Below are 17,827 nucleotides of genomic sequence, written 5' to 3' on the forward strand. Positions count from 1 at the left end.
GTGGCAAACTGCATCACGGCGCCTGTCAGAGTTCTGGAAACCACTGCATAATTCCTTAAATCAGAATCGATTTACGGTAAAATTATGCAGCATGTTTAAACTGTTAGAGCGGCCTTTGTGCGCCCCCTTGGACGCACGACGCTCTAAATGAACTCAGTTGCGGATTGCGAGACAGGGAACGCCCTGCTGCTTGAGCTTCGTGCATGTCTTTTCAGCAGCTTCCGAATCTTTGAAGCCTGTGAAACGAACACGATAAACCTTGCGGCCACGCGGAGCGGTCGAAATCTCAGCCTTCGTGCCCGGAACCAGACGGCTCACGACAGGCAAATACTTGGCCTGCAATTCATCTGCACCTTTGCGTGATGGAGATACACCAACCTGAACGCGCCAGGCAGACATTGCAGATTTTACCAGAAAGCCACCATCGCCTTGCTCGATCTTGGAATCATCGATCATATCGGCAACAGCATCAACCTTCGGCTTCTGAGGCTTAAGCGGCGAGATAACCGGCAATGGCGTCTGAACTGCGGCAACAACTTCTTCCGTTGCCGTTCCAGTGCCTTCAGTGCCAAAGCGGGTCAGCAGCTTCGCCATGCGATCGTCACGCTCACGCGATGAGCCGGCACCGAGCACAACGCCCACGAGATGCTTGTCATTGATGATGGCGGACGAGACAAGGTTATAGCCCGAAACATCGGTATAGCCGGTCTTGATCCCATCAACACCCTGATAGCGATACATCAGGTTGTTATGGCCATTGAACGGACGGCCTTTATAGGTAAACGAACGCTGGGAAAACAGCGCATATTCCTGCGGGAAATCGCGACGCAGCGACATACCAAGCACGGCCATGTCGCGTGCGGTCGTCAGCTGGGTCATCTTCGCGGTCAAGCCCGATGGATTGGCAAAATAAGTGCTTTTCATGCCAAGGTTTCGAGCTCTCTGCGTCATGAGACGACCAAAGCTTGCTTCTGAACCACCCAGATATTCGCCAACAACGGTGGCAGCATCATTCGCAGAAACAATGACCATGCCGTTGACTGCATCGCGGACGGAAATCGTTTCGCCCGCCTTCAGATACAGCTTCATTCTAACTTTTGCAGCTGCATTCCTGGAGATGGGCATTTCTTCATCCCAATGCAACTTACCAGTCTTGAGAGCTTCGAACGTCAGATAAAGCGTCATCATCTTGGCCAATGACGCAGGAGCGTGTTGTTCAGTTGCATCGTCCTGTCCCAGAACAACGCCGGTATCGGCATCAAAAACCACCCACGAAACATTCGCCATGGCGTTGGTTGCGCAGAAGATACTGGCACCAAGCGCAACACCGGCAATCAGCTGGGAGGTGCGGGACAACGATTTATGCATATTGGCTCACAAGAAAAGAAAACACGATGCAAATGAAGCCGAATTGCGGCGCGATAAAGACGCCGGGCCGACCTGATTTCCTTTTCCCGATAAAACAGATTTATCATTAACGAATTCTAATCAGCGGACAATAAATTAACATATTTGTATCAATCTTTAAAAAACAAATAGTTAGCCTGTGGGTGACGACACCCGCCAGTACCGCCAAGGCAAATACCAGCGATAATAGCCTGATAATTCCCTGGGCACGGGATCGAAACCGTGAGTCCCCATGGGGCCACAGCGCATGATCCGGAAAAGCCCCATCCAGCTACCGTTCCACAATCCGTAACGGGCTACAGATTCGTAGGTATATTCTGAACAGGTTGGCATATGGCGGCAGGAATTGCCGATAAATGAGGAAAGGGTGAGCTGATAAAGCCTTATCAAGCTCGTGCCGAGTACCCTGCCCGGCGTTTTCCGCCACGGATCAGTGAAATTGCGGGTATGGCGCTTCTTGACTGTTGTTGCTTCACCCGGATGATCTTTCCCGCAACTGCACATATCAGGCGGCCTGCACCTTTTCTTCGATCTGGCGAATGCAGTCGACGACTGCGTCAAAAGTCAAAAGCGTCGATGCATGGCGTGCTCTGTATTCACGCACCGGTTCGAAATATTTCAGATCCTCAAAGCGACCTTCTGGTGCAGGGCCATTTTCTTTGAGCATCTTATACATCGCATCACGTGCAGCCCTTAGCTCTTCTGAAGAGCAACCGATCACATTTCGCGCCATAACCGATGACGACGCCTGCCCCAATGCGCAAGCCTTTATCTCATGTGCGAAATCCGTAACTACTCCATCAGCCATCTTTAGATAAACGGTGACAGTCGACCCGCACAATTTTGAGTGAACAGTTGCGACCGCATCAGGGTTAGCAATCCGCCCTATCCGTTCGATATTCCCTGCAAATTCAAGGATACGTTTGTTGTAAACATCGTCGATCATTTGGACAAACCTTCCGTCTTACCGGATAAAAACGTAAATTTATCGCCCGGGTACGGTTTGAAGTTGCATTTTCCTGTCTATATAATAGGCAAGTCGTGACTGCGCCATGGACAGATTATCACATGGTTATGAGCAGCCGCACGATTATCCGTCCGGCAGCTAGGTGTTGCCGGATCAATACATCGCACGCTCGTAAAGCGCATCGTTGTATTGTCCGTTTAACTCGTCTCCTCCTTGAAGGAGACTACTGGAGAATACTGATGGACGCTCGCATCCTTAAAATCGATGACGAATCCAATTTGACCGCAGATTTGCCAAAGCCAACGCAGGCCGAAGCAGAAGCTGCTGTGCGCACACTTCTTCGCTGGGCGGGAGACAATCCCGACCGTGAAGGTCTGCTGGACACGCCACAGCGCGTTGCTAAATCCTATAGTGAGCTTTTCGGCGGTTATGCCGAAAGTCCTAAGGATGTTCTTGGCACCACTTTTGAGGAAGTCTCCGGCTATGATGATATGGTGCTTGTGAAGGACATCTCCTTCTTCTCGCATTGTGAGCATCATATGGTGCCGATCATCGGCAAGGCACATGTTGCCTATTTGCCGGATGGCAAAGTGCTCGGTCTGTCGAAGATTGCTCGCGTCGTCGATATTTTTGCCCGTCGCCTGCAAACACAGGAAAGCATCACCGCTCAGATCGCTGAAAGCATTCAGCGTATTCTGAAGCCTCGCGGTGTAGCAGTCATGATTGATGCAGAACATATGTGCATGGCGATGCGCGGCATTCGCAAACAGGGCTCAAGCACAATCACGACAACCTTTACCGGCACTTTTAAGGAAGAAGTGAACGAACAGGTTCGTTTCATGAGCCTTATTCGCAAGTAAGACATATAATCAGGCGCAACAATGAGCATTTTTCCTGCCCAGCCTTCCGACAAGAAGGCGATTGAAGAAGGCGCGGTTTTCATGCCGCGCTTCGATTCATCTGGTCTTATCACTGCTGTCGTAACAGACGCGCGTGATGGTGAGTTGCTGATGGTCGCCCATATGAACGAGGAAGCGTTGCGCCTGACGCTTGAAACCGGGATCGCGCATTATTGGTCGCGCTCCCGCAATAGGCTTTGGAAAAAGGGCGAAACCTCTGGCAATCTGCAAAGCGTGATCGAATTGCGTACCGATTGCGATCAGGATGCGCTTTGGCTGAAAGTCAGCGTTGCTGGTGATGGTCCCACTTGCCACACAGGTCGCCGCTCGTGTTTTTACCGACAGGTTCAATCTGTTGATGGTCAGGTCAGTCTGTCGCTGAATGGCTCCTGCGACCACAATCACTAATTTTTCTCACGATCTGTGAACTCCCTCAAATCGATGTGATGGCGCGATTTTCTCTCGCGCCTTCAATTTGCAGCATTTATTGTTTCGATACAGTGTTTTGATACACTCCCCCGAAACAAGAGGTGCTTGGTCGATATGCTCGCATGGGGTCAAAGGCGCAAGGCAGCCAATACGCAACCCTTGAAGCCAGAAGAAGAAATCATCGATCTGCCGCAGGTGCGGCATGAACCACGTCGCATTGCACTCGCCTTGGGCGGCGGAGCTGCACGCGGCTGGGCCCATATCGGCGTTCTACGCGCACTCGATGAAGCGGGCATCGAAATTGAAATGATTGCCGGCACCTCAATCGGCGCTCTTGTCGGCGGCTGCTATCTGGCAGGTAAGCTCGACCAGCTCGAAGAATTTGCTCGCAGCCTGACACGGCGCCGCATGTTCAATCTTCTCGACATCACATTTCGCGGCAGCGGCCTGTTCGGCGGCATGAAGCTCGACGGGCGTATGCGTGAGCATCTCGACGGCTTGCGCCTTGAGGATCTGGATCGCCCATTCGTCGCGGTTTGCACCGAATTGCGCACGGGCCATGAAATCTGGCTCTCTACTGGTCCGCTCGTTGAAGCCATGCGGGCATCCTATGCTCTGCCGGGTGTCTTCGAGCCGGTGCGATGGCAGGAGCGCGTTCTGGTCGATGGTGCGCTGGTCAATCCGGTTCCTGTCTCGGTGTGCCGTGCCTACGAACAACGCCTCGTTCTGGCGGTAAACCTGCATTACGACCAGTTCGGTCGTGCGGCAGTCATCAAACACGCACAGTCGCGTCAGGAAGGTTTTGCTGAAACGATTCATGGTGAGAAGGAAAGCCGCCTCGGCATCACCGGTGTCATGATGGAGGCCTTCAACATCATTCAGGACCGAATTTCGCGCGCCCGTATGGCTGGCGATCCGCCGGATGTTTCCCTGATGCCAACTGTCGGACAAATCGGGCTAGCCGACTTCCACCGCGCCTCCGAGGCTATCGACATTGGTTATGCGGAAACGGTAAAGCGGCTGGAAGACATCAAAAGACTTCAGGGCATAAGCGGTTGATAGACGCGGCAGATTCGTCATGATCTATGGCAAATTCGCATAGATCAGCGCTGACACCCCAAAAATGGCTTCCATCCTGACACGAAAAAGCTAGGAAAATTGAAGCTTTAAGTGCTTTAAATTGCAGTATTACGACTTTTACCCACTCTTTTTTGAAAAAGATTGGCAGAAGCACAAGAACGGGCTTGTGCCTGTCGGATCGATTTGCTAGATGCCTCCTCGCTGACATTGTTCAGCTCTACCACGTGCGGTCGTGGCGGAATTGGTAGACGCGCAGCGTTGAGGTCGCTGTGGGGCAACCCGTGGAAGTTCGAGTCTTCTCGACCGCACCATTCTCTCCCAAGAGTTATAATTTCTATTAAGACACAGCTCTGAGATCTGGCTTAACACCAGATGAAGCGGAGCTTTTTTGCTTTTTAAAATCAGATATTTAAGCCTGGCATAAAATAATTCCATTCAATTGTGTTGAACTGCAAGAATGGCCTTGTGTAGTCGAAACCGATTTGCTAAATGCCCTCTCGCTGACAGTGTTCAGCTTCTACCACACAGTGCGGTCGTGGCGGAATTGGTAGACGCGCAGCGTTGAGGTCGCTGTGGGGCAACCCGTGGAAGTTCGAGTCTTCTCGACCGCACCATTTTCTTTCAGAGACAATTTGATCGCGCCTTTTCGGCAGCAGCGGATTATCTTGATAAGCCTAAAGAAAAACCCCGCCAAAAGCGGGGTTTTTGCATTTTGGAAGATAAGCTATACGTCGTTGCTATGCTCGCCCAGTTTCGGCGAACGTCTGTCGAGTTTCAGTTCGGCATCCGAGAATCGGATTGGCGTTCGCAGGCCCGGCACGCCATCGGGGTCGATTCTCATATTGCGCGCGATGAATTGAGGATCGGCAAACACATCTTCAACTGTATTGATCGGTCCGGCGGGTACGCCTGTTTTGGCAAGCGCTGCCAGAAGATCATCTCGCAACCATTGCTTCGTGCGCTCTTCAAGCATTGCCGTGAGTGCGTCTCGATTGGCGACGCGCGACGAATTGGTGAGGAAGCGAGAATCACCTGCGATTTCACCGATTCCCAGCAAAGCCGTCAGCTTTGCAAACTGCCCGTCATTGCCGCAGGCGATAATGAAATAACCGTCCGATACAGGCAGCGTCTGATAAGGCGCGATATTGGGATGCGCGTTGCCCATCCGCTTGGGAGAAACACCCGACGCCAGATAATTCATCGCCTGATTGGCAAGAACCGCCGACATGCAATCAAACAACGCCATATCGATATGCTGCCCCTTGCCCGTGCGCTCACGCATGATGAGAGCCGACTGAATAGCGATGACGCTGTAAAGCCCGGTGAAAATGTCAGCGAAAGCCACACCAATCTTCTGCGGTTGCCCGTCCGGCTCGCCGGTCAGGTCCATGATGCCACCCATACCCTGGATCATGAAATCATAACCCGCACGTTCTGCGTAAGGCCCGGTGTGGCCGAACCCCGTGATAGAGCAATAGATCAGCCGTGGATTGATCGCTTTCAGGCTTTCATAGTCGAGACCATATTTATCAAGACCGCCGAGCTTGAAATTCTCAATCACCACATCCGCATCGGCAACGAGCTTGCGCACAAGTGCCCGCCCCTCATCAGTGCGAAAATCGGCAATGATCGATTGCTTGCCACGATTGCAGGCGTGGAAATAAGCTGCCGACTTTTCGCCTTCAACCTCGATAAATGGCGGACCCCATGTGCGGGTATCGTCACCTTCAGGGCTTTCGACCTTGATAACATCAGCGCCAAGGTCGGACAGCGTCTGCCCGACCCATGGGCCCGCCAGAATGCGGGCCAGTTCAATGACTTTCAGACCCGCAAGCGGTGTATTTTGCATTTCTCAAAACCTCTCCGAACGATCGAATTGCGATCAGAAAAAGGCCTGAATGCCGGTCTGCGCACGTCCGAGGATCAGCGCATGAACATCATGCGTACCCTCATAGGTGTTGACTGTCTCGAGGTTCTGCGAGTGGCGCATGACATGATATTCGATCTGAATACCGTTGCCGCCGTGCATATCGCGGGCCTGACGTGCAATATCGAGTGCCTTACCGCAATTGTTACGCTTGACGATAGAAATCATTTCGGGCGCCATCTTGCCTTCGTCAAACAAACGGCCAACGCGCAGAGAAGCTTGCAAGCCAAGCGTAATTTCGGTCTGCATATCGGCAAGCTTCTTCTGATAAAGCTGCGTGCCAGCCAGAGGCTTGTCGAACTGCTTGCGATCCAGACCATACTGACGTGCGCGGAACCAGCAATCCTCTGCCGCACCCAGCACGCCCCATGAAATGCCGTAGCGTGCACGGTTGAGACAGCCGAACGGACCCTTGAGGCCCGATACATTCGGCAACAATGCGTCTTCCGATACTTCCACGCCATCCATGACGATTTCGCCGGTGATCGAAGCACGCAACGAAAGCTTTCCGCCAATCTTGGGTGCAGAAAGCCCCTTCATGCCCTTTTCGAGCACAAAGCCACGGATCGCATTGTCATGCGCTGTCGACTTGGCCCAGACTACGAAAACGTCAGCAATCGGTGAATTGGAAATCCACATTTTGGAACCGCTGATGCGATAGCCGCCATCGATCTTGTCAGCACGGGTTTTCATACCTGCGGGATCGGAACCGGCATCCGGTTCGGTGAGACCGAAGCAACCAATCAACTCGCCGGAAACCAGACCGGGCAGATATTTCTTGCGCTGCTCGTCTGAGCCGTAAGCATAAATCGGATACATCACGAGCGAAGACTGAACGCTCATCATAGAGCGGTAGCCAGAATCGATACGCTCGACTTCGCGCGCCACCAGACCATAAGAAACATAACCGGCATTCGCCGCGCCATATTCTTCAGGCAGCGTTACGCCGAGAAGACCAGCCTGCCCCATCAGGCGAAACAGATCAGGGTCAGTCGTCTCGTCAAGATAGGCTTTTTCAATGCGTGGCAGCAGAACATCGCTCGCGAAAGCCTGCGCCGAGTCGCGGATCATCCGTTCGTCTTCGGTCAGTTGCTCATCAAGCAGAAACGGATCTTCCCAGTTAAATACGGCACGCGACATGAACAATCTCCTCAAATTCAGGTGCCCGAATATGACGTGACAAGCCTAGTTATGCAATTTACGTTTACTCATCGATCTATTCCATTTAGTAATAGATCATGACATCGCTATCGAGACGCTTGCTTCCTTCGACAAGCGCGCTTGCTGCCTTTGATGCAGTGGCGCGGCATGAGAGTTTTTCGAGCGCAGCAGAAGAACTCTCTCTGACGCAAGGTGCGGTCAGCCGTCAAATCGCAACACTGGAAGAACAGCTTGGTGCCGCTCTGTTTGATCGTACCAGCCGCCACGTTTTGCTGACCGATGCCGGGCGTGCCTATCTGAATGCTATCGCCCCTGCCCTTGCCTCCATACGCGCGGCATCGTTGCAGGTCATGTCACACATGAGGGGCACAACGCTCAATCTCGCATTTCTTCCGACCTTTGGCACCCGCTGGCTGATCCCGAGAATCCCGCGTTTTGTCGCACAATATCCTGATATTATTCTGAATTTTGCCACGCGCATTGGCCAGTTCGACTTTGAACGCGAGGGCCTTGATGCGGCAATCCATATTGGCCAACCGGACTGGTCCAATGCAGACTGCACATTTCTGATGGAGGAAACGGTTGCGCCTGTGTGCAGCCCGGCTTTTCTGAAACAGCACGCGATCACCGAGCCGGCAGACCTGTTGCGCCTGCCACTTTTCAACATGGCATCACGCCCCGGCGCATGGAGCCACTGGTTCAAAAGCCTCGAAATTGCGGCGCCGGTAGCAGCCGGAATGCGCTTCGAGCAGTTCTCAAATGTTTCGCAGGCTTGTATCGCAGGTCTTGGGATTGCACTGATGCCGCTGTTTCTGATCAGTGCCGAAATTGAAAGCGGGCAGCTTGTCGTGGCCTATCAGCACACAGTCAAAAGCCCGAGCAGCTATTACTTTGTAACACCGCAGGCGCGTGCAAACACGCCTGCGGTCAAAGCTTTTCGCGACTGGCTTCTGACGGAAGTCAATCGCGAATTTGATCCTCACGCCATCGAGTTGCTGACGATCTCATAGGAACGAAGACGCTTCTGATGGTCATAGATCATGCCCGTCACCATCAATTCATCAGCGCCGGTGCGTTCGGCAAACTCGCGAATGCCCTTGTCGACGGTTTCAGGGCCACCCACGACACGGCATGACAGCATCTGGCGAACGAGTGCCTGCGCGGACGGATCAAGCTGCTCCTGATAACCCACAACAGGCGCAGGCAACTTGCCCGGACGACCACTGCGCAAGTTCACAAATGCCTGCAATTGTGACGTAAACAGATGATGTGCTTCTTCATCCGTATCGGCTGCAATGACGTTGAGTCCCAGCATCACATAAGGCTTTTGCAGATATTCGGACGGCTCAAAACGTTCGCGATAAAGGTCTACGGCGCGTTCCATGTCAGCTGGCGCAAAATGCGAGGCGAAGCCATAAGGCAGACCCAGCATCGCAGCCAGTTGCGCGCCAAACAGGCTTGAGCCGAGAATCCAGACAGGAACATTCAGCCCTGCGCCCGGCACGGCCTGTACGCGCTGTGCGGGATCGGCCGGCTTGAAATAATTGAGAAGCTCCACAACATCGCGCGGAAAATCATTGGCGCTGCTTTCCAGATTGCGGCGCAGCGCATGCGCCGTCAGCTGATCGGTGCCCGGCGCACGACCAAGGCCCAGATCGATACGACCCGGAAACAGCGATGCCAGCGTGCCAAACTGTTCGGCGATCACCAGCGGTGAATGGTTGGGCAGCATGATTCCACCTGCCCCAACGCGAATTGTGGACGTGCCCGCCGCCACATGGCCGATAACTACCGAAGTTGCAGCACTGGCAATACCCGGCATGTTGTGATGCTCGGCCAGCCAATAGCGCGTAAAGCCCAGTTTTTCGGCCTGCTGGGCCAGTTCGAGCGTATTGCGCAGAGACTGTCCTGCATCGCTGCCTTCAGGGACGGGTGAAAGATCGAGTACGGATAAAGGTATCATGCTTGCTCATATGGTGTGGAACGGTTGGGATGCAACTTCATGCCAACAAAAAGGGCGGCCCACATGTGGCCGCCCTTAATCTGATTATTCAATACAAGTTTCAGTGATGGACAAGTTTCAATGATGTTGAGCCGGAGCTGGCTGACCGCCCTCTTCCTGCTCTGGCACGAACTCGCCTTCCACGTCTTTCTTTGCAATGAATGTGTAGAACATCGGCACCACGAAAAGCGTGAAGACCGTACCGACGGTGATACCGGTGAAGATCACCAGACCCATCGAGTAACGAGCCGCCGCACCCGCGCCACTTGCGATGATCAGCGGAACAACACCAAGCGCCATAGCAGCCGTCGTCATCAGAATCGGTCGCAGACGGGTTTCTGCGGCGATGATGATGGCTTCACGACGCGAATGACCATGCAGACGGCGTTGCTGATTGGCGAATTCCACCATCAGAATGCCGTGCTTGGTTATCAGTCCCACAAGTGTGATCATGCCCACCTGCGTGTAGATATTCAGTGTACCCAAACCCAGATTAAGCGGAACGATAGCACCGAAGATCGAAAGCGGAACCGACATCATGATGATGAATGGATCACGGAAGCTTTCAAACTGCGCCGCCAGCACGAGATAGATCACAATGACGGCGAGGCCGAAGGCGATCATAATCGTGTTACCCTGCTCGACTTCCAGACGCGACTGACCGGAATAGTCGAGGAAGAAGCCTTCCGGCATCTTCTGCTGCGCCAGATTGACGAGTGTCTGCAGGCCCTGACCTGTTGTGACACTTGGCATAGGCAGAGCGGAAATCGTAGCCGAGTTGAGCTGATTGAACTGCTCAATCGCCGCAGGCGAAGCATTCGTCTTGATCTGGATCACCGACGACAGAGGAACCATCGAACCCGAAACACTGCGAACATAGAAATCGCCAAGCTTTTCGGGATTGGAACGATAGATGTCCGGCACCTGACTGATGATGTCGTAGCTGTTTGAATCGCGGTCAAACTGGGCAATCTTTGCACCACCGGTCAGAAGACCAAGTGTCGAGCCAATATCACTGACCTGCACGCCAAGCGTTGCAGCACGATCGCGGTCGATTGTGATCGTAGTCTGCGGCGCATTATAGGACATAGAGTTCTGAACGATGATGAACTGGCCAGTTGCCTGTGCTTCGTTCTTGATTTCCTCAGCAAGTTCGAAAACCTGATCCGAAGGACCTGTCGACTGAAGTGCAATCGAGATCGGCAGACCGCCGCCCGTCCCCGGCAGGGAAGGTGGTGCGAAGATAAAGGCTTCAACACCGGCAACCTTGCTCAGACGGCCGGTCAAATCCTGCTGGATTTCCTTCTGCGAACGCGTGCGCTCAGACCAGTCCTTCAACACCCAAAGCGCAATACCTGAATTCGTACCGCCGTCCATACCAACGATCTGGAAACGTGTGTCCAGTTCTGGAAGATCCTTGGTCAGACCATCGATCTGCTCGGCATAGAGATTGGTGTATGCAGAAGTCGCATATTGCGGAGCCTGGAACATCGAGAACAGTGCACCGGAATCTTCTTCAGGTGCCAGTTCGGTCGATGTGTTCACAAACAAGAAGCCTGTAAGACCGACCAGAGCAATAACAATCATCAGTGTGATCGGGCGATAATTAAGCGACCCCGACACCATGCGATGATACCACTTCTCGAATCTCGAGAAGGTGCTGTCGATGAACTTCTGGAACCGCGATGCTTCGCCATGTTTGAGCATACGCGCGCACATCATCGGCGAAATCGTCAATGCCGCTACACCGGAGATGATAACCGCGCCTGCCAGTGTGAAAGCAAACTCGCGGAACAGCGAACCGGTCAAGCCGCCGGTAAATCCGAGAGGCGCAAACACCGCTGCCAGCGTGATCGTCATAGCGATAATCGAGCCGGTGATTTCCTTCATACCTTTGAAGGCGGCATCCATCGGACGCAATCCTTCTTCGATATGACGGTGAATATTCTCCAGCACCACGATAGCGTCGTCGACCACCAGACCAATCGCCAGAACCATCGCAAGCAGCGATAGAAGATTGATCGAGAAGCCGAAGATATAAAGGAAGAAGCACACGCCGATCAGCGAAATCGGGATCGTTACGATTGGAATAAGAACCGAGCGGAACGAACCCAGGAAGACGATGATGACCAGAATAACAATGGCCACAGCTTCGCCGATGGTCGAGAACACTTCCTTGATCGAAGAGCTGATCTGCTCGGTCGCGTCATAAACGAGATCAAGCGTCATGCCTTCAGGCAGCGACGCCTGGATCGACGGTAACTCCTTGCGAACGGCATTCGCCATATCGATCGGGTTTGCAGCAGGCGTCGGATAAACGCCAAGAAACGTGCCGGCTGAACCATTGAACGCAACAATCGTATCCGTGCTCTTTGCAGCCAGTTCGATTTTTGCAACGTCGCGCAGACGTACGACTTCATCGCCGGAAGTCTTGATCGGCATCGCGCCGAAGGCTTCAGGTGTCTGCAGGGTCGATTCCAGCGTAATCGAAGACGACACATACTGGTTCTTGGTTGTGCCGGGCGCAGACAGGAAGTTCGAAGCATTGATAGCGGCCAGAACTTCAGGCGCCGTAATTTCGCGTGCAGCCAACTGGATCGGATCAATCCAAACACGCATCGAATAGACCTGGCCACCGAGAATTTCGGCCTTTGCGACGCCCTGGATAGTGGACATACGAGGCTGAATAACCCGCTCCAGATATTCCGTGATCTGTTCGCTGGTCATATTCGGGTTTTGCGCTGCCAGATACATGGTAGCGAAACTCTGGCCCGTTCCCTTGACGATAACCGGATCATCCGATTCAGTTGGCAGATTGCCACGAACCTGATTGACCTTAGCAATCACTTCGGTGAGTGCCGCATCCGGATTTGCACCAAGTTTCATCTGAACCGTCACCGTGCTTGATGATGGACGGCTGGACGACGTGACGTAGTCAATGTTTTCAGTGGTCGCTACAGATTCAGCGATCGGTGATGTGATAAAGCCCTGAATGAGCTCAGCACTCGCGCCCGCATAAGCCGTAGTAACGGTAATAACGGTTTCATCGACCTTTGGGTATTCACGCACACTAAGCTGCGCAATCCCCTGAAGCCCGAGAAGAATAATCATGAGAGCGACCACGGTAGCAAGTACGGGTCGCCGGATGAAGATATCGGAAAAGCTCATCTTGCTCGCCTATTACTTGTCAGCCGCAGGGAGCGGATTGACTGTGTTGTCGATCGTAACAGCAGCTCCTGGCGAAAGCCGGTTCTGACCTGCACTGATCACGATATCGCCCGCCTTCAGACCATCGGTAATTTCTACAACGCCGCCATAACGACGACCGAGTTTGACAAAGACCTGCTGAGCGACAAGCTTTTCAGCTTGCCCTTCGGGAGCCTTTTCGCCTTCCTTCGGCTGTTGCGGACGAACAGCATAGGCATAATCGCCATAAAGGCTGGTCACGATTGCAGTCTGAGGCAGCGCAAGAACATTGTCTTCCTGCGGAAGCTCAATGCGGACCTGAACGAACTGGCCAGGGACCAGGCGCGGCTCATCGTTCTGAACCTCTGCACGGACCGAAACCAGGCGGCTTGATGGGTCGATCTTCGGATCAATACCAACAATCGTTCCATTGTAATTGAGTTTATCTGCGCTTGGACCGACCTTCACAACCTGGCCGAGTTTGAGCGACGTCAGGGATTGCTCCGGCACAGTGAAATCAATCCGCATCTTGTCAATTTCCTGCAAGGTGCCGATTACGGTACCGGGCGTCAGATACTGGCCAAGATCGACTTTCGAAATACCGATAATGCCATCAAAGGGAGCAGTAACAGTCTTCTGATCAAGTACGGCCTGCATTCTCGCAACAGTCGCCTGTTTGGCACTTGCCGCAGCAGCGGTTGTATCGACATCAGAAACTGCACCAACACCGCGCGCGCGCAGTGTTTCAGCACGCTTCAGGTTCTGATCTGCAAGAACTGCTTCGGCCTTGGCGGCCACCAGATCGGCAGTCTCAATGCTGTTTTCCAGTTCAAGCAGAATGTCGCCCTGCTTCACTTCCTGATTGGCCTTGAAGTTGATTTTATCAACGATGCCATTGACCTGAACGGTGAGATCAACACCATTGGTCGCGTTCGCAGAACCGATAGCTTCAATACCGGGCGTCCATACGCCCGGCTCCAATGTAACAGTTGAAACCGTCTTGGCAGGCTGCTGCATATTGGCGAAGAAATCTTTAATCGCCTGCGTTCTGAACAGGTTAAATCCAACAAGCCCCCCCACGACGATCACGAGGAAAATTATTGCCAGAATAAGGCGTTTGATCATTGCGGATGCACTCCAGGGCGTCGTTGGCGTGCTTCCTTTATGTTCCTCACAATTTGGTCGCACGTATTTTACTTGAATATCAGATGAAAATAACTGTACCGTCTGGACGGTATTGTCAACTATGGAACTGTCAGGAGACCCAAGGAATTGCACACAAAGAATAAGGTCTCTTCGCGAGAGCGCATATTGCGCGCAGCCGTTGAACTCGCTCAAGAAGTTGGACCCGCACATATATCGCTTGATGCAGTGGCGGCCCGCGCAGGCCTCTCAAAAGGAGGATTGCTTTATTCGTTTCCAACGAAAGCAAAGCTGCTTGAAGGTGTTGTCGAAGAGTATATGAAAGAGCATGACCGGGCGATGAATGTTCAGGAGAACCTTCAAAGCGGTGATAAAAACCGTGTTGCGCGTGCTTTTTTTGATGTTTATCGCGTTCAGGCAGACGATGAACCGCCAGCCAGCGGAATTCTGGCTGCACTGGTCGAAAACCCTGATTTTATGATCCCGGTCAGGCATTATCACAGAGCCTTGCTGGACAGGATGCTGAAAGATGCGACCGACGATAATCTTGTTTTGATTACCTATCTGGCGCTTACAGGTCTGGAATGTGGACGTTTGCTCGATTGTGATATCGTCAGTGATGAAGAGCGTCACTCGGTTATCTGTCGGCTCGAGAAGCTATTGGAAGCTGGTTAACCCCATCTGCGACCGATAATTGATACAAAAAACGCGCCATAAATGGCGCGTTTTGTTTGTAACGAAGATGAAGTTACAGGGCTGGAATGTCGCCCCTCTCCCATCCGGCTGTCGTTTCAGCGGCAAAATCTTCAAAGCGCCCTTCGGCGATTGCCGCGCGAATGCCCTGCATCAGATATTGGTAATAGGCCAGATTGTTCCATGTCAGCAGCATTCCGCCCAGTGCTTCACCCGATTTGACCAGATGATGCAGATAGGCGCGGCTGTAATCACGCGTCGCCGGGCAGTTTGATTCTGGATCAAGCGGACGATGATCATCGGCATGACGCGCATTGCGCAGATTCACCTTGCCAAAGCGCGTGAATGCGAGACCATGACGACCGGCACGCGTCGGCATCACGCAATCGAACATGTCGATACCGCGGGCAACCGATTTCAGGATGTCATCAGGTGTACCAACGCCCATCAGATAGCGTGGCTTTTCTGTAGGCAGTATTGGGCAAACCACTTCGAGCATGTCAAGCATGACGTTCTGCGGTTCACCAACGGCCAGACCACCAACGGAATAGCCTTTGAGGTCCATGGCTTTGAGCGCTTCAGCCGAGCGCTCACGCAGGCGCGCATTGTCACCGCCCTGCACGATGCCAAACATCGCCTTCCCAGCCTGTGTGCCGAACGCCACCTTGCAGCGTTCTGCCCAGCGCAACGACAATTCCATGGCGCGTTCGGTGTTCTTTTCAGGCGATGGCAGCGCCACGCACTCATCGAGCTGCATCTGAATATCGCTATCGAGCAGCCCCTGAATTTCGATGGAGCGCTCAGGCGTCATTTCATAAGGCTTGCCGTCGATATGTGAACGGAACGTCACGCCGTTTTCATTAAGCTTGCGCAACTGTGCGAGCGACATGACCTGAAAGCCGCCGGAATCGGTCAGGATCGGGCCTTTCCAGCCACCAAACTCGTGCAAACCACCGAGACGCGCCACGCGTTCGGCACCCGGGCGCAGCATCAGATGATAGGTATTGCCGAGGATGATATCAGCCCCCAGCTCCTTTACCTGATCCATATACATAGCCTTGACGGTTCCGGCTGTGCCAACCGGCATGAAGGCAGGCGTCCGCACCACGCCGCGCGGCATGGAGATCTCGCCCTGACGCGCTGCGCCATCACGCGCAAGCACTTTGAATTCAAAATTTTCGCTGGTCATGCCGTGTCTCTAATATCTCAAGCTCGTTCAAGCAAGCTTGCATCGCCGTAGGAATAGAAGCGGTAGCCCGTCTCAATTGCGCGCTTATATGCTTCCTGCATTGTGTCGAAACCGCTGAAGGCCGAAACCAGCATGAAAAGTGTCGAGCGCGGCAGATGGAAATTGGTCATCAGCAGATCGACTGCACGGAATTTGTAGCCCGGCGTGATGAAAATATCGGTCGGGCCTGCCCACGGGCGAATGATGCTATCTTCACCGGCAGCACTCTCGATCAGGCGCAGTGATGTCGTACCAACACAGATCACTCGACCGCCACGCGCATGAACAGCATTGAGCGCATCCGCCGTCTCTTGCGAAACATAGCCGATCTCGGAATGCATCTTATGGTCCACCGTGTCGTCGGCTTTTACCGGCAGAAATGTGCCCGCACCGACATGCAGCGTCACGAAATGCTCTTCGATACCGCGTTCGCGGATTTTTTTGAGAAGATCAGGCGTGAAATGCAGTCCGGCAGTTGGTGCAGCAACAGCACCTTCTTCCCGCGCATAAACAGTTTGATAGTCGCTGCGGTCGCGCTCATCCTCAGCGCGCTTGGATGCAATATAAGGCGGCAAAGGAATATGGCCGACGGCGGCAATCGCTTCGTCAAGCATAGCACCCGAAAGGTCGAAAACCAGCAGCACCTCACCCGCGTCACCCTTCTCGGCAACGGTTGCATCGAGCGCGCCCATGAAGCAGCTTGAACCTGAATGGCCAAAACGGATGCGGTCGCCTTCCTTCACGCGCTTGGCAGGACGCAGGAATGCTTTCCAGCGATCAGGGCCGGTACGCATGTGAAGTGTCGCACTGACCTGCGAAATATTGCCATCGCGCTCGCGCATACCTTCAAGCTGCGCGGGAATGACTTTTGTATCATTGAAAACGAGCGCATCGCCCGGCTGCAACAGATCAGGCAGCTCAAACACCTGTCGATCTTCGAATGGCTGACCGGGACGCACACGCAAAAGCTTGGCGTGGTCGCGCGGCTCGGCTGGACGCAGAGCAATGCTCTCTTCCGGCAAATCGAAATCGAAAAGATCAACACGCATCATAAACCTCATCAGAGCACTTCCGTCGGAATGTCACGACCGGAAATGCATCAAAGCAAGAGCGGCCCCGGCAAAACCGGAGCCGCTGTATTTCTATAGTAACGACAGAATTAGATGTCGGCAGCGATACGTGCAGTTACAATCGTGTCCGGATCAGTAACAGGTTCGCCGCGCTTGATCTTGTCGACATTGTCCATGCCTTCAATGACCTGACCCCAGACGGTGTACTGACGATCAAGCCATGGAGCATCGGTGAAGCAAATGAAGAACTGCGAGTTAGCCGAATTCGGGTTCTGCGAACGAGCCATCGACGCAGTACCGCGCTTATGCTGGGTGTTCGAGAATTCAGCCTTCAGATCAGGCTTGTCCGAACCGCCCATGCCAGCGCGCGAGCCATTGAAATGTGCGCCGCCGGTCTTGCCGAACTTAACATCGCCGGTCTGAGCCATGAAACCGTCGATAACGCGATGGAACACAACGCCGTCATAAGCGCCTTCGCGTGCCAGTTCCTTGATGCGCTCGACATGGCCAGGAGCTAGATCAGGGTAAAGTTCGAGAACAACATTGCCCTTGGTGGTTTCAAGAACGAGTGTGTTTTCCGGGTCTTTGTAAGCCATCGGGCCTCTCCTATTGAGCGTATCCTCAAAAGTTTGCCC

Annotated in this window: 16 protein-coding genes and 2 tRNA genes; 7 read left to right on the plus strand and 11 right to left on the minus strand. The window is 53.3% G+C overall.

Going from position 1 to position 17,827, the window contains the following annotated elements:
* Positions 1–153: 153 nt before the first annotated feature.
* The 3 genes from ACSME1_RS01100 to ACSME1_RS01110 all read right to left on the minus strand — a co-directional run bounded on the left by ACSME1_RS01100 (position 154) and on the right by ACSME1_RS01110 (position 2,353).
* Positions 154–1,368 carry a D-alanyl-D-alanine carboxypeptidase gene (locus ACSME1_RS01100; RefSeq protein WP_100558953.1) on the minus strand — a complete coding sequence of 405 codons (1,215 nt, stop codon included), beginning with the start codon at positions 1,366–1,368 and terminating at the stop codon, positions 154–156.
* Between the two features lie 171 nt (positions 1,369–1,539).
* Positions 1,540–1,911 (minus strand): membrane protein insertion efficiency factor YidD, encoded by a 372-nt coding sequence (gene yidD, locus ACSME1_RS01105; protein ID WP_084486780.1) that lies wholly within the window; start codon positions 1,909–1,911, stop codon positions 1,540–1,542.
* A 1-nt stretch (position 1,912) separates the two neighbouring features.
* Positions 1,913–2,353 carry an iron-sulfur cluster assembly scaffold protein gene (locus ACSME1_RS01110; protein WP_024897167.1) on the minus strand — a complete coding sequence of 147 codons (441 nt, stop codon included), beginning with the start codon at positions 2,351–2,353 and terminating at the stop codon, positions 1,913–1,915.
* A gap of 260 nt (positions 2,354–2,613) precedes the next feature.
* Here ACSME1_RS01110 and folE point away from each other — a divergent pair, with 260 nt between their 5' ends.
* The 5 genes from folE to ACSME1_RS01135 all read left to right on the plus strand — a co-directional run bounded on the left by folE (position 2,614) and on the right by ACSME1_RS01135 (position 5,396).
* A complete protein-coding gene (gene folE / locus ACSME1_RS01115) occupies positions 2,614–3,234 on the plus strand; it encodes a GTP cyclohydrolase I FolE (protein WP_024897166.1) in 621 nt (206 codons plus the stop codon).
* 21 nt (positions 3,235–3,255) lie between these two features.
* Positions 3,256–3,681 (plus strand): phosphoribosyl-AMP cyclohydrolase, encoded by a 426-nt coding sequence (hisI, locus tag ACSME1_RS01120; RefSeq protein WP_024897165.1) that lies wholly within the window; start codon positions 3,256–3,258, stop codon positions 3,679–3,681.
* A 135-nt stretch (positions 3,682–3,816) separates the two neighbouring features.
* Entirely contained in the window at positions 3,817–4,761 is a 945-nt protein-coding gene (locus ACSME1_RS01125; RefSeq protein ID WP_024897164.1) for a patatin-like phospholipase family protein, read from the plus strand.
* A gap of 247 nt (positions 4,762–5,008) precedes the next feature.
* Positions 5,009–5,093: transfer RNA gene (locus ACSME1_RS01130), tRNA-Leu, on the plus strand.
* Positions 5,094–5,311: 218 nt separating this feature from the next.
* Positions 5,312–5,396 (plus strand) — tRNA-Leu (locus tag ACSME1_RS01135).
* 110 nt (positions 5,397–5,506) lie between these two features.
* Here ACSME1_RS01135 and ACSME1_RS01140 read toward each other — a convergent pair.
* Both ACSME1_RS01140 and ACSME1_RS01145 read right to left on the minus strand, forming a co-directional pair.
* Positions 5,507–6,631, minus strand: coding sequence for a CaiB/BaiF CoA transferase family protein (locus ACSME1_RS01140; RefSeq protein ID WP_105705922.1), 1,125 nt, complete (start codon positions 6,629–6,631; stop codon positions 5,507–5,509).
* A gap of 33 nt (positions 6,632–6,664) precedes the next feature.
* Positions 6,665–7,849 carry an acyl-CoA dehydrogenase gene (locus tag ACSME1_RS01145; RefSeq protein ID WP_024897162.1) on the minus strand — a complete coding sequence of 395 codons (1,185 nt, stop codon included), beginning with the start codon at positions 7,847–7,849 and terminating at the stop codon, positions 6,665–6,667.
* A gap of 98 nt (positions 7,850–7,947) precedes the next feature.
* Between ACSME1_RS01145 and ACSME1_RS01150 the strand changes: the two genes are divergently transcribed.
* Complete coding sequence (locus ACSME1_RS01150; RefSeq protein ID WP_105705920.1) at positions 7,948–8,880, plus strand: LysR family transcriptional regulator; 933 nt, start codon at positions 7,948–7,950, stop codon at positions 8,878–8,880.
* Here ACSME1_RS01150 and ACSME1_RS01155 read toward each other — a convergent pair.
* The 3 genes from ACSME1_RS01155 to ACSME1_RS01165 all read right to left on the minus strand — a co-directional run bounded on the left by ACSME1_RS01155 (position 8,850) and on the right by ACSME1_RS01165 (position 14,183).
* Positions 8,850–9,833 (minus strand): LLM class flavin-dependent oxidoreductase, encoded by a 984-nt coding sequence (locus ACSME1_RS01155; RefSeq protein WP_024897160.1) that lies wholly within the window; start codon positions 9,831–9,833, stop codon positions 8,850–8,852. The genes ACSME1_RS01150 and ACSME1_RS01155 overlap by 31 nt on opposite strands.
* Positions 9,834–9,950: 117 nt before the next feature.
* Positions 9,951–13,040, minus strand: coding sequence for an efflux RND transporter permease subunit (locus ACSME1_RS01160; RefSeq protein WP_105705918.1), 3,090 nt, complete (start codon positions 13,038–13,040; stop codon positions 9,951–9,953).
* A 12-nt stretch (positions 13,041–13,052) separates the two neighbouring features.
* The gene (locus tag ACSME1_RS01165) at positions 13,053–14,183 is read right to left on the minus strand and encodes an efflux RND transporter periplasmic adaptor subunit (RefSeq protein ID WP_024897158.1); all 1,131 of its coding nucleotides are present in this window, start codon (positions 14,181–14,183) and stop codon (positions 13,053–13,055) included.
* A gap of 147 nt (positions 14,184–14,330) precedes the next feature.
* Between ACSME1_RS01165 and ACSME1_RS01170 the strand changes: the two genes are divergently transcribed.
* Positions 14,331–14,876 (plus strand): TetR/AcrR family transcriptional regulator, encoded by a 546-nt coding sequence (locus tag ACSME1_RS01170; protein ID WP_024897157.1) that lies wholly within the window; start codon positions 14,331–14,333, stop codon positions 14,874–14,876.
* A gap of 73 nt (positions 14,877–14,949) precedes the next feature.
* On the opposite strand, the gene tgt is transcribed toward ACSME1_RS01170, so the two are convergent.
* The 3 genes from tgt to ACSME1_RS01185 form a co-directional block, all read right to left on the minus strand.
* Positions 14,950–16,083, minus strand: coding sequence for a tRNA guanosine(34) transglycosylase Tgt (gene tgt, locus ACSME1_RS01175; protein ID WP_100558937.1), 1,134 nt, complete (start codon positions 16,081–16,083; stop codon positions 14,950–14,952).
* Between the two features lie 17 nt (positions 16,084–16,100).
* Positions 16,101–17,171 carry a tRNA preQ1(34) S-adenosylmethionine ribosyltransferase-isomerase QueA gene (gene queA, locus ACSME1_RS01180; protein WP_105705917.1) on the minus strand — a complete coding sequence of 357 codons (1,071 nt, stop codon included), beginning with the start codon at positions 17,169–17,171 and terminating at the stop codon, positions 16,101–16,103.
* Between the two features lie 110 nt (positions 17,172–17,281).
* Complete coding sequence (locus tag ACSME1_RS01185) at positions 17,282–17,788, minus strand: peptidylprolyl isomerase (RefSeq protein WP_024897155.1); 507 nt, start codon at positions 17,786–17,788, stop codon at positions 17,282–17,284.
* Positions 17,789–17,827 lie beyond the last annotated feature (39 nt).

The sequence above is a fragment of the Brucella pituitosa genome, from assembly GCF_965577835.1.
In the GTDB taxonomy this organism is placed as follows: Bacteria; Pseudomonadota; Alphaproteobacteria; order Rhizobiales; family Rhizobiaceae; genus Brucella; species Brucella pituitosa.

Bases quoted from the DNA above. Each gene is read 5' to 3' on its own strand.
- ACSME1_RS01145 (WP_024897162.1), bottom strand. From the start codon at position 7,849: ATGTCGCGTGCCGTATTTAACTGGGAAGATCCGTTTCTGCTTGATGAG.
- ACSME1_RS01110 (WP_024897167.1), bottom strand. From the start codon at position 2,353: ATGATCGACGATGTTTACAACAAACGTATCCTTGAATTTGCAGGGAAT.
- ACSME1_RS01160 (WP_105705918.1), bottom strand. From the start codon at position 13,040: ATGAGCTTTTCCGATATCTTCATCCGGCGACCCGTACTTGCTACCGTG.
- folE (WP_024897166.1), top strand. From the start codon at position 2,614: ATGGACGCTCGCATCCTTAAAATCGATGACGAATCCAATTTGACCGCA.
- yidD (WP_084486780.1), bottom strand. From the start codon at position 1,911: ATGTGCAGTTGCGGGAAAGATCATCCGGGTGAAGCAACAACAGTCAAG.
- ACSME1_RS01125 (WP_024897164.1), top strand. From the start codon at position 3,817: ATGCTCGCATGGGGTCAAAGGCGCAAGGCAGCCAATACGCAACCCTTG.
- hisI (WP_024897165.1), top strand. From the start codon at position 3,256: ATGAGCATTTTTCCTGCCCAGCCTTCCGACAAGAAGGCGATTGAAGAA.
- ACSME1_RS01150 (WP_105705920.1), top strand. From the start codon at position 7,948: ATGACATCGCTATCGAGACGCTTGCTTCCTTCGACAAGCGCGCTTGCT.
- ACSME1_RS01140 (WP_105705922.1), bottom strand. From the start codon at position 6,631: ATGCAAAATACACCGCTTGCGGGTCTGAAAGTCATTGAACTGGCCCGC.
- queA (WP_105705917.1), bottom strand. From the start codon at position 17,171: ATGCGTGTTGATCTTTTCGATTTCGATTTGCCGGAAGAGAGCATTGCT.
- ACSME1_RS01155 (WP_024897160.1), bottom strand. From the start codon at position 9,833: ATGATACCTTTATCCGTACTCGATCTTTCACCCGTCCCTGAAGGCAGC.
- tgt (WP_100558937.1), bottom strand. From the start codon at position 16,083: ATGACCAGCGAAAATTTTGAATTCAAAGTGCTTGCGCGTGATGGCGCA.
- ACSME1_RS01100 (WP_100558953.1), bottom strand. From the start codon at position 1,368: ATGCATAAATCGTTGTCCCGCACCTCCCAGCTGATTGCCGGTGTTGCG.
- ACSME1_RS01185 (WP_024897155.1), bottom strand. From the start codon at position 17,788: ATGGCTTACAAAGACCCGGAAAACACACTCGTTCTTGAAACCACCAAG.
- ACSME1_RS01165 (WP_024897158.1), bottom strand. From the start codon at position 14,183: ATGATCAAACGCCTTATTCTGGCAATAATTTTCCTCGTGATCGTCGTG.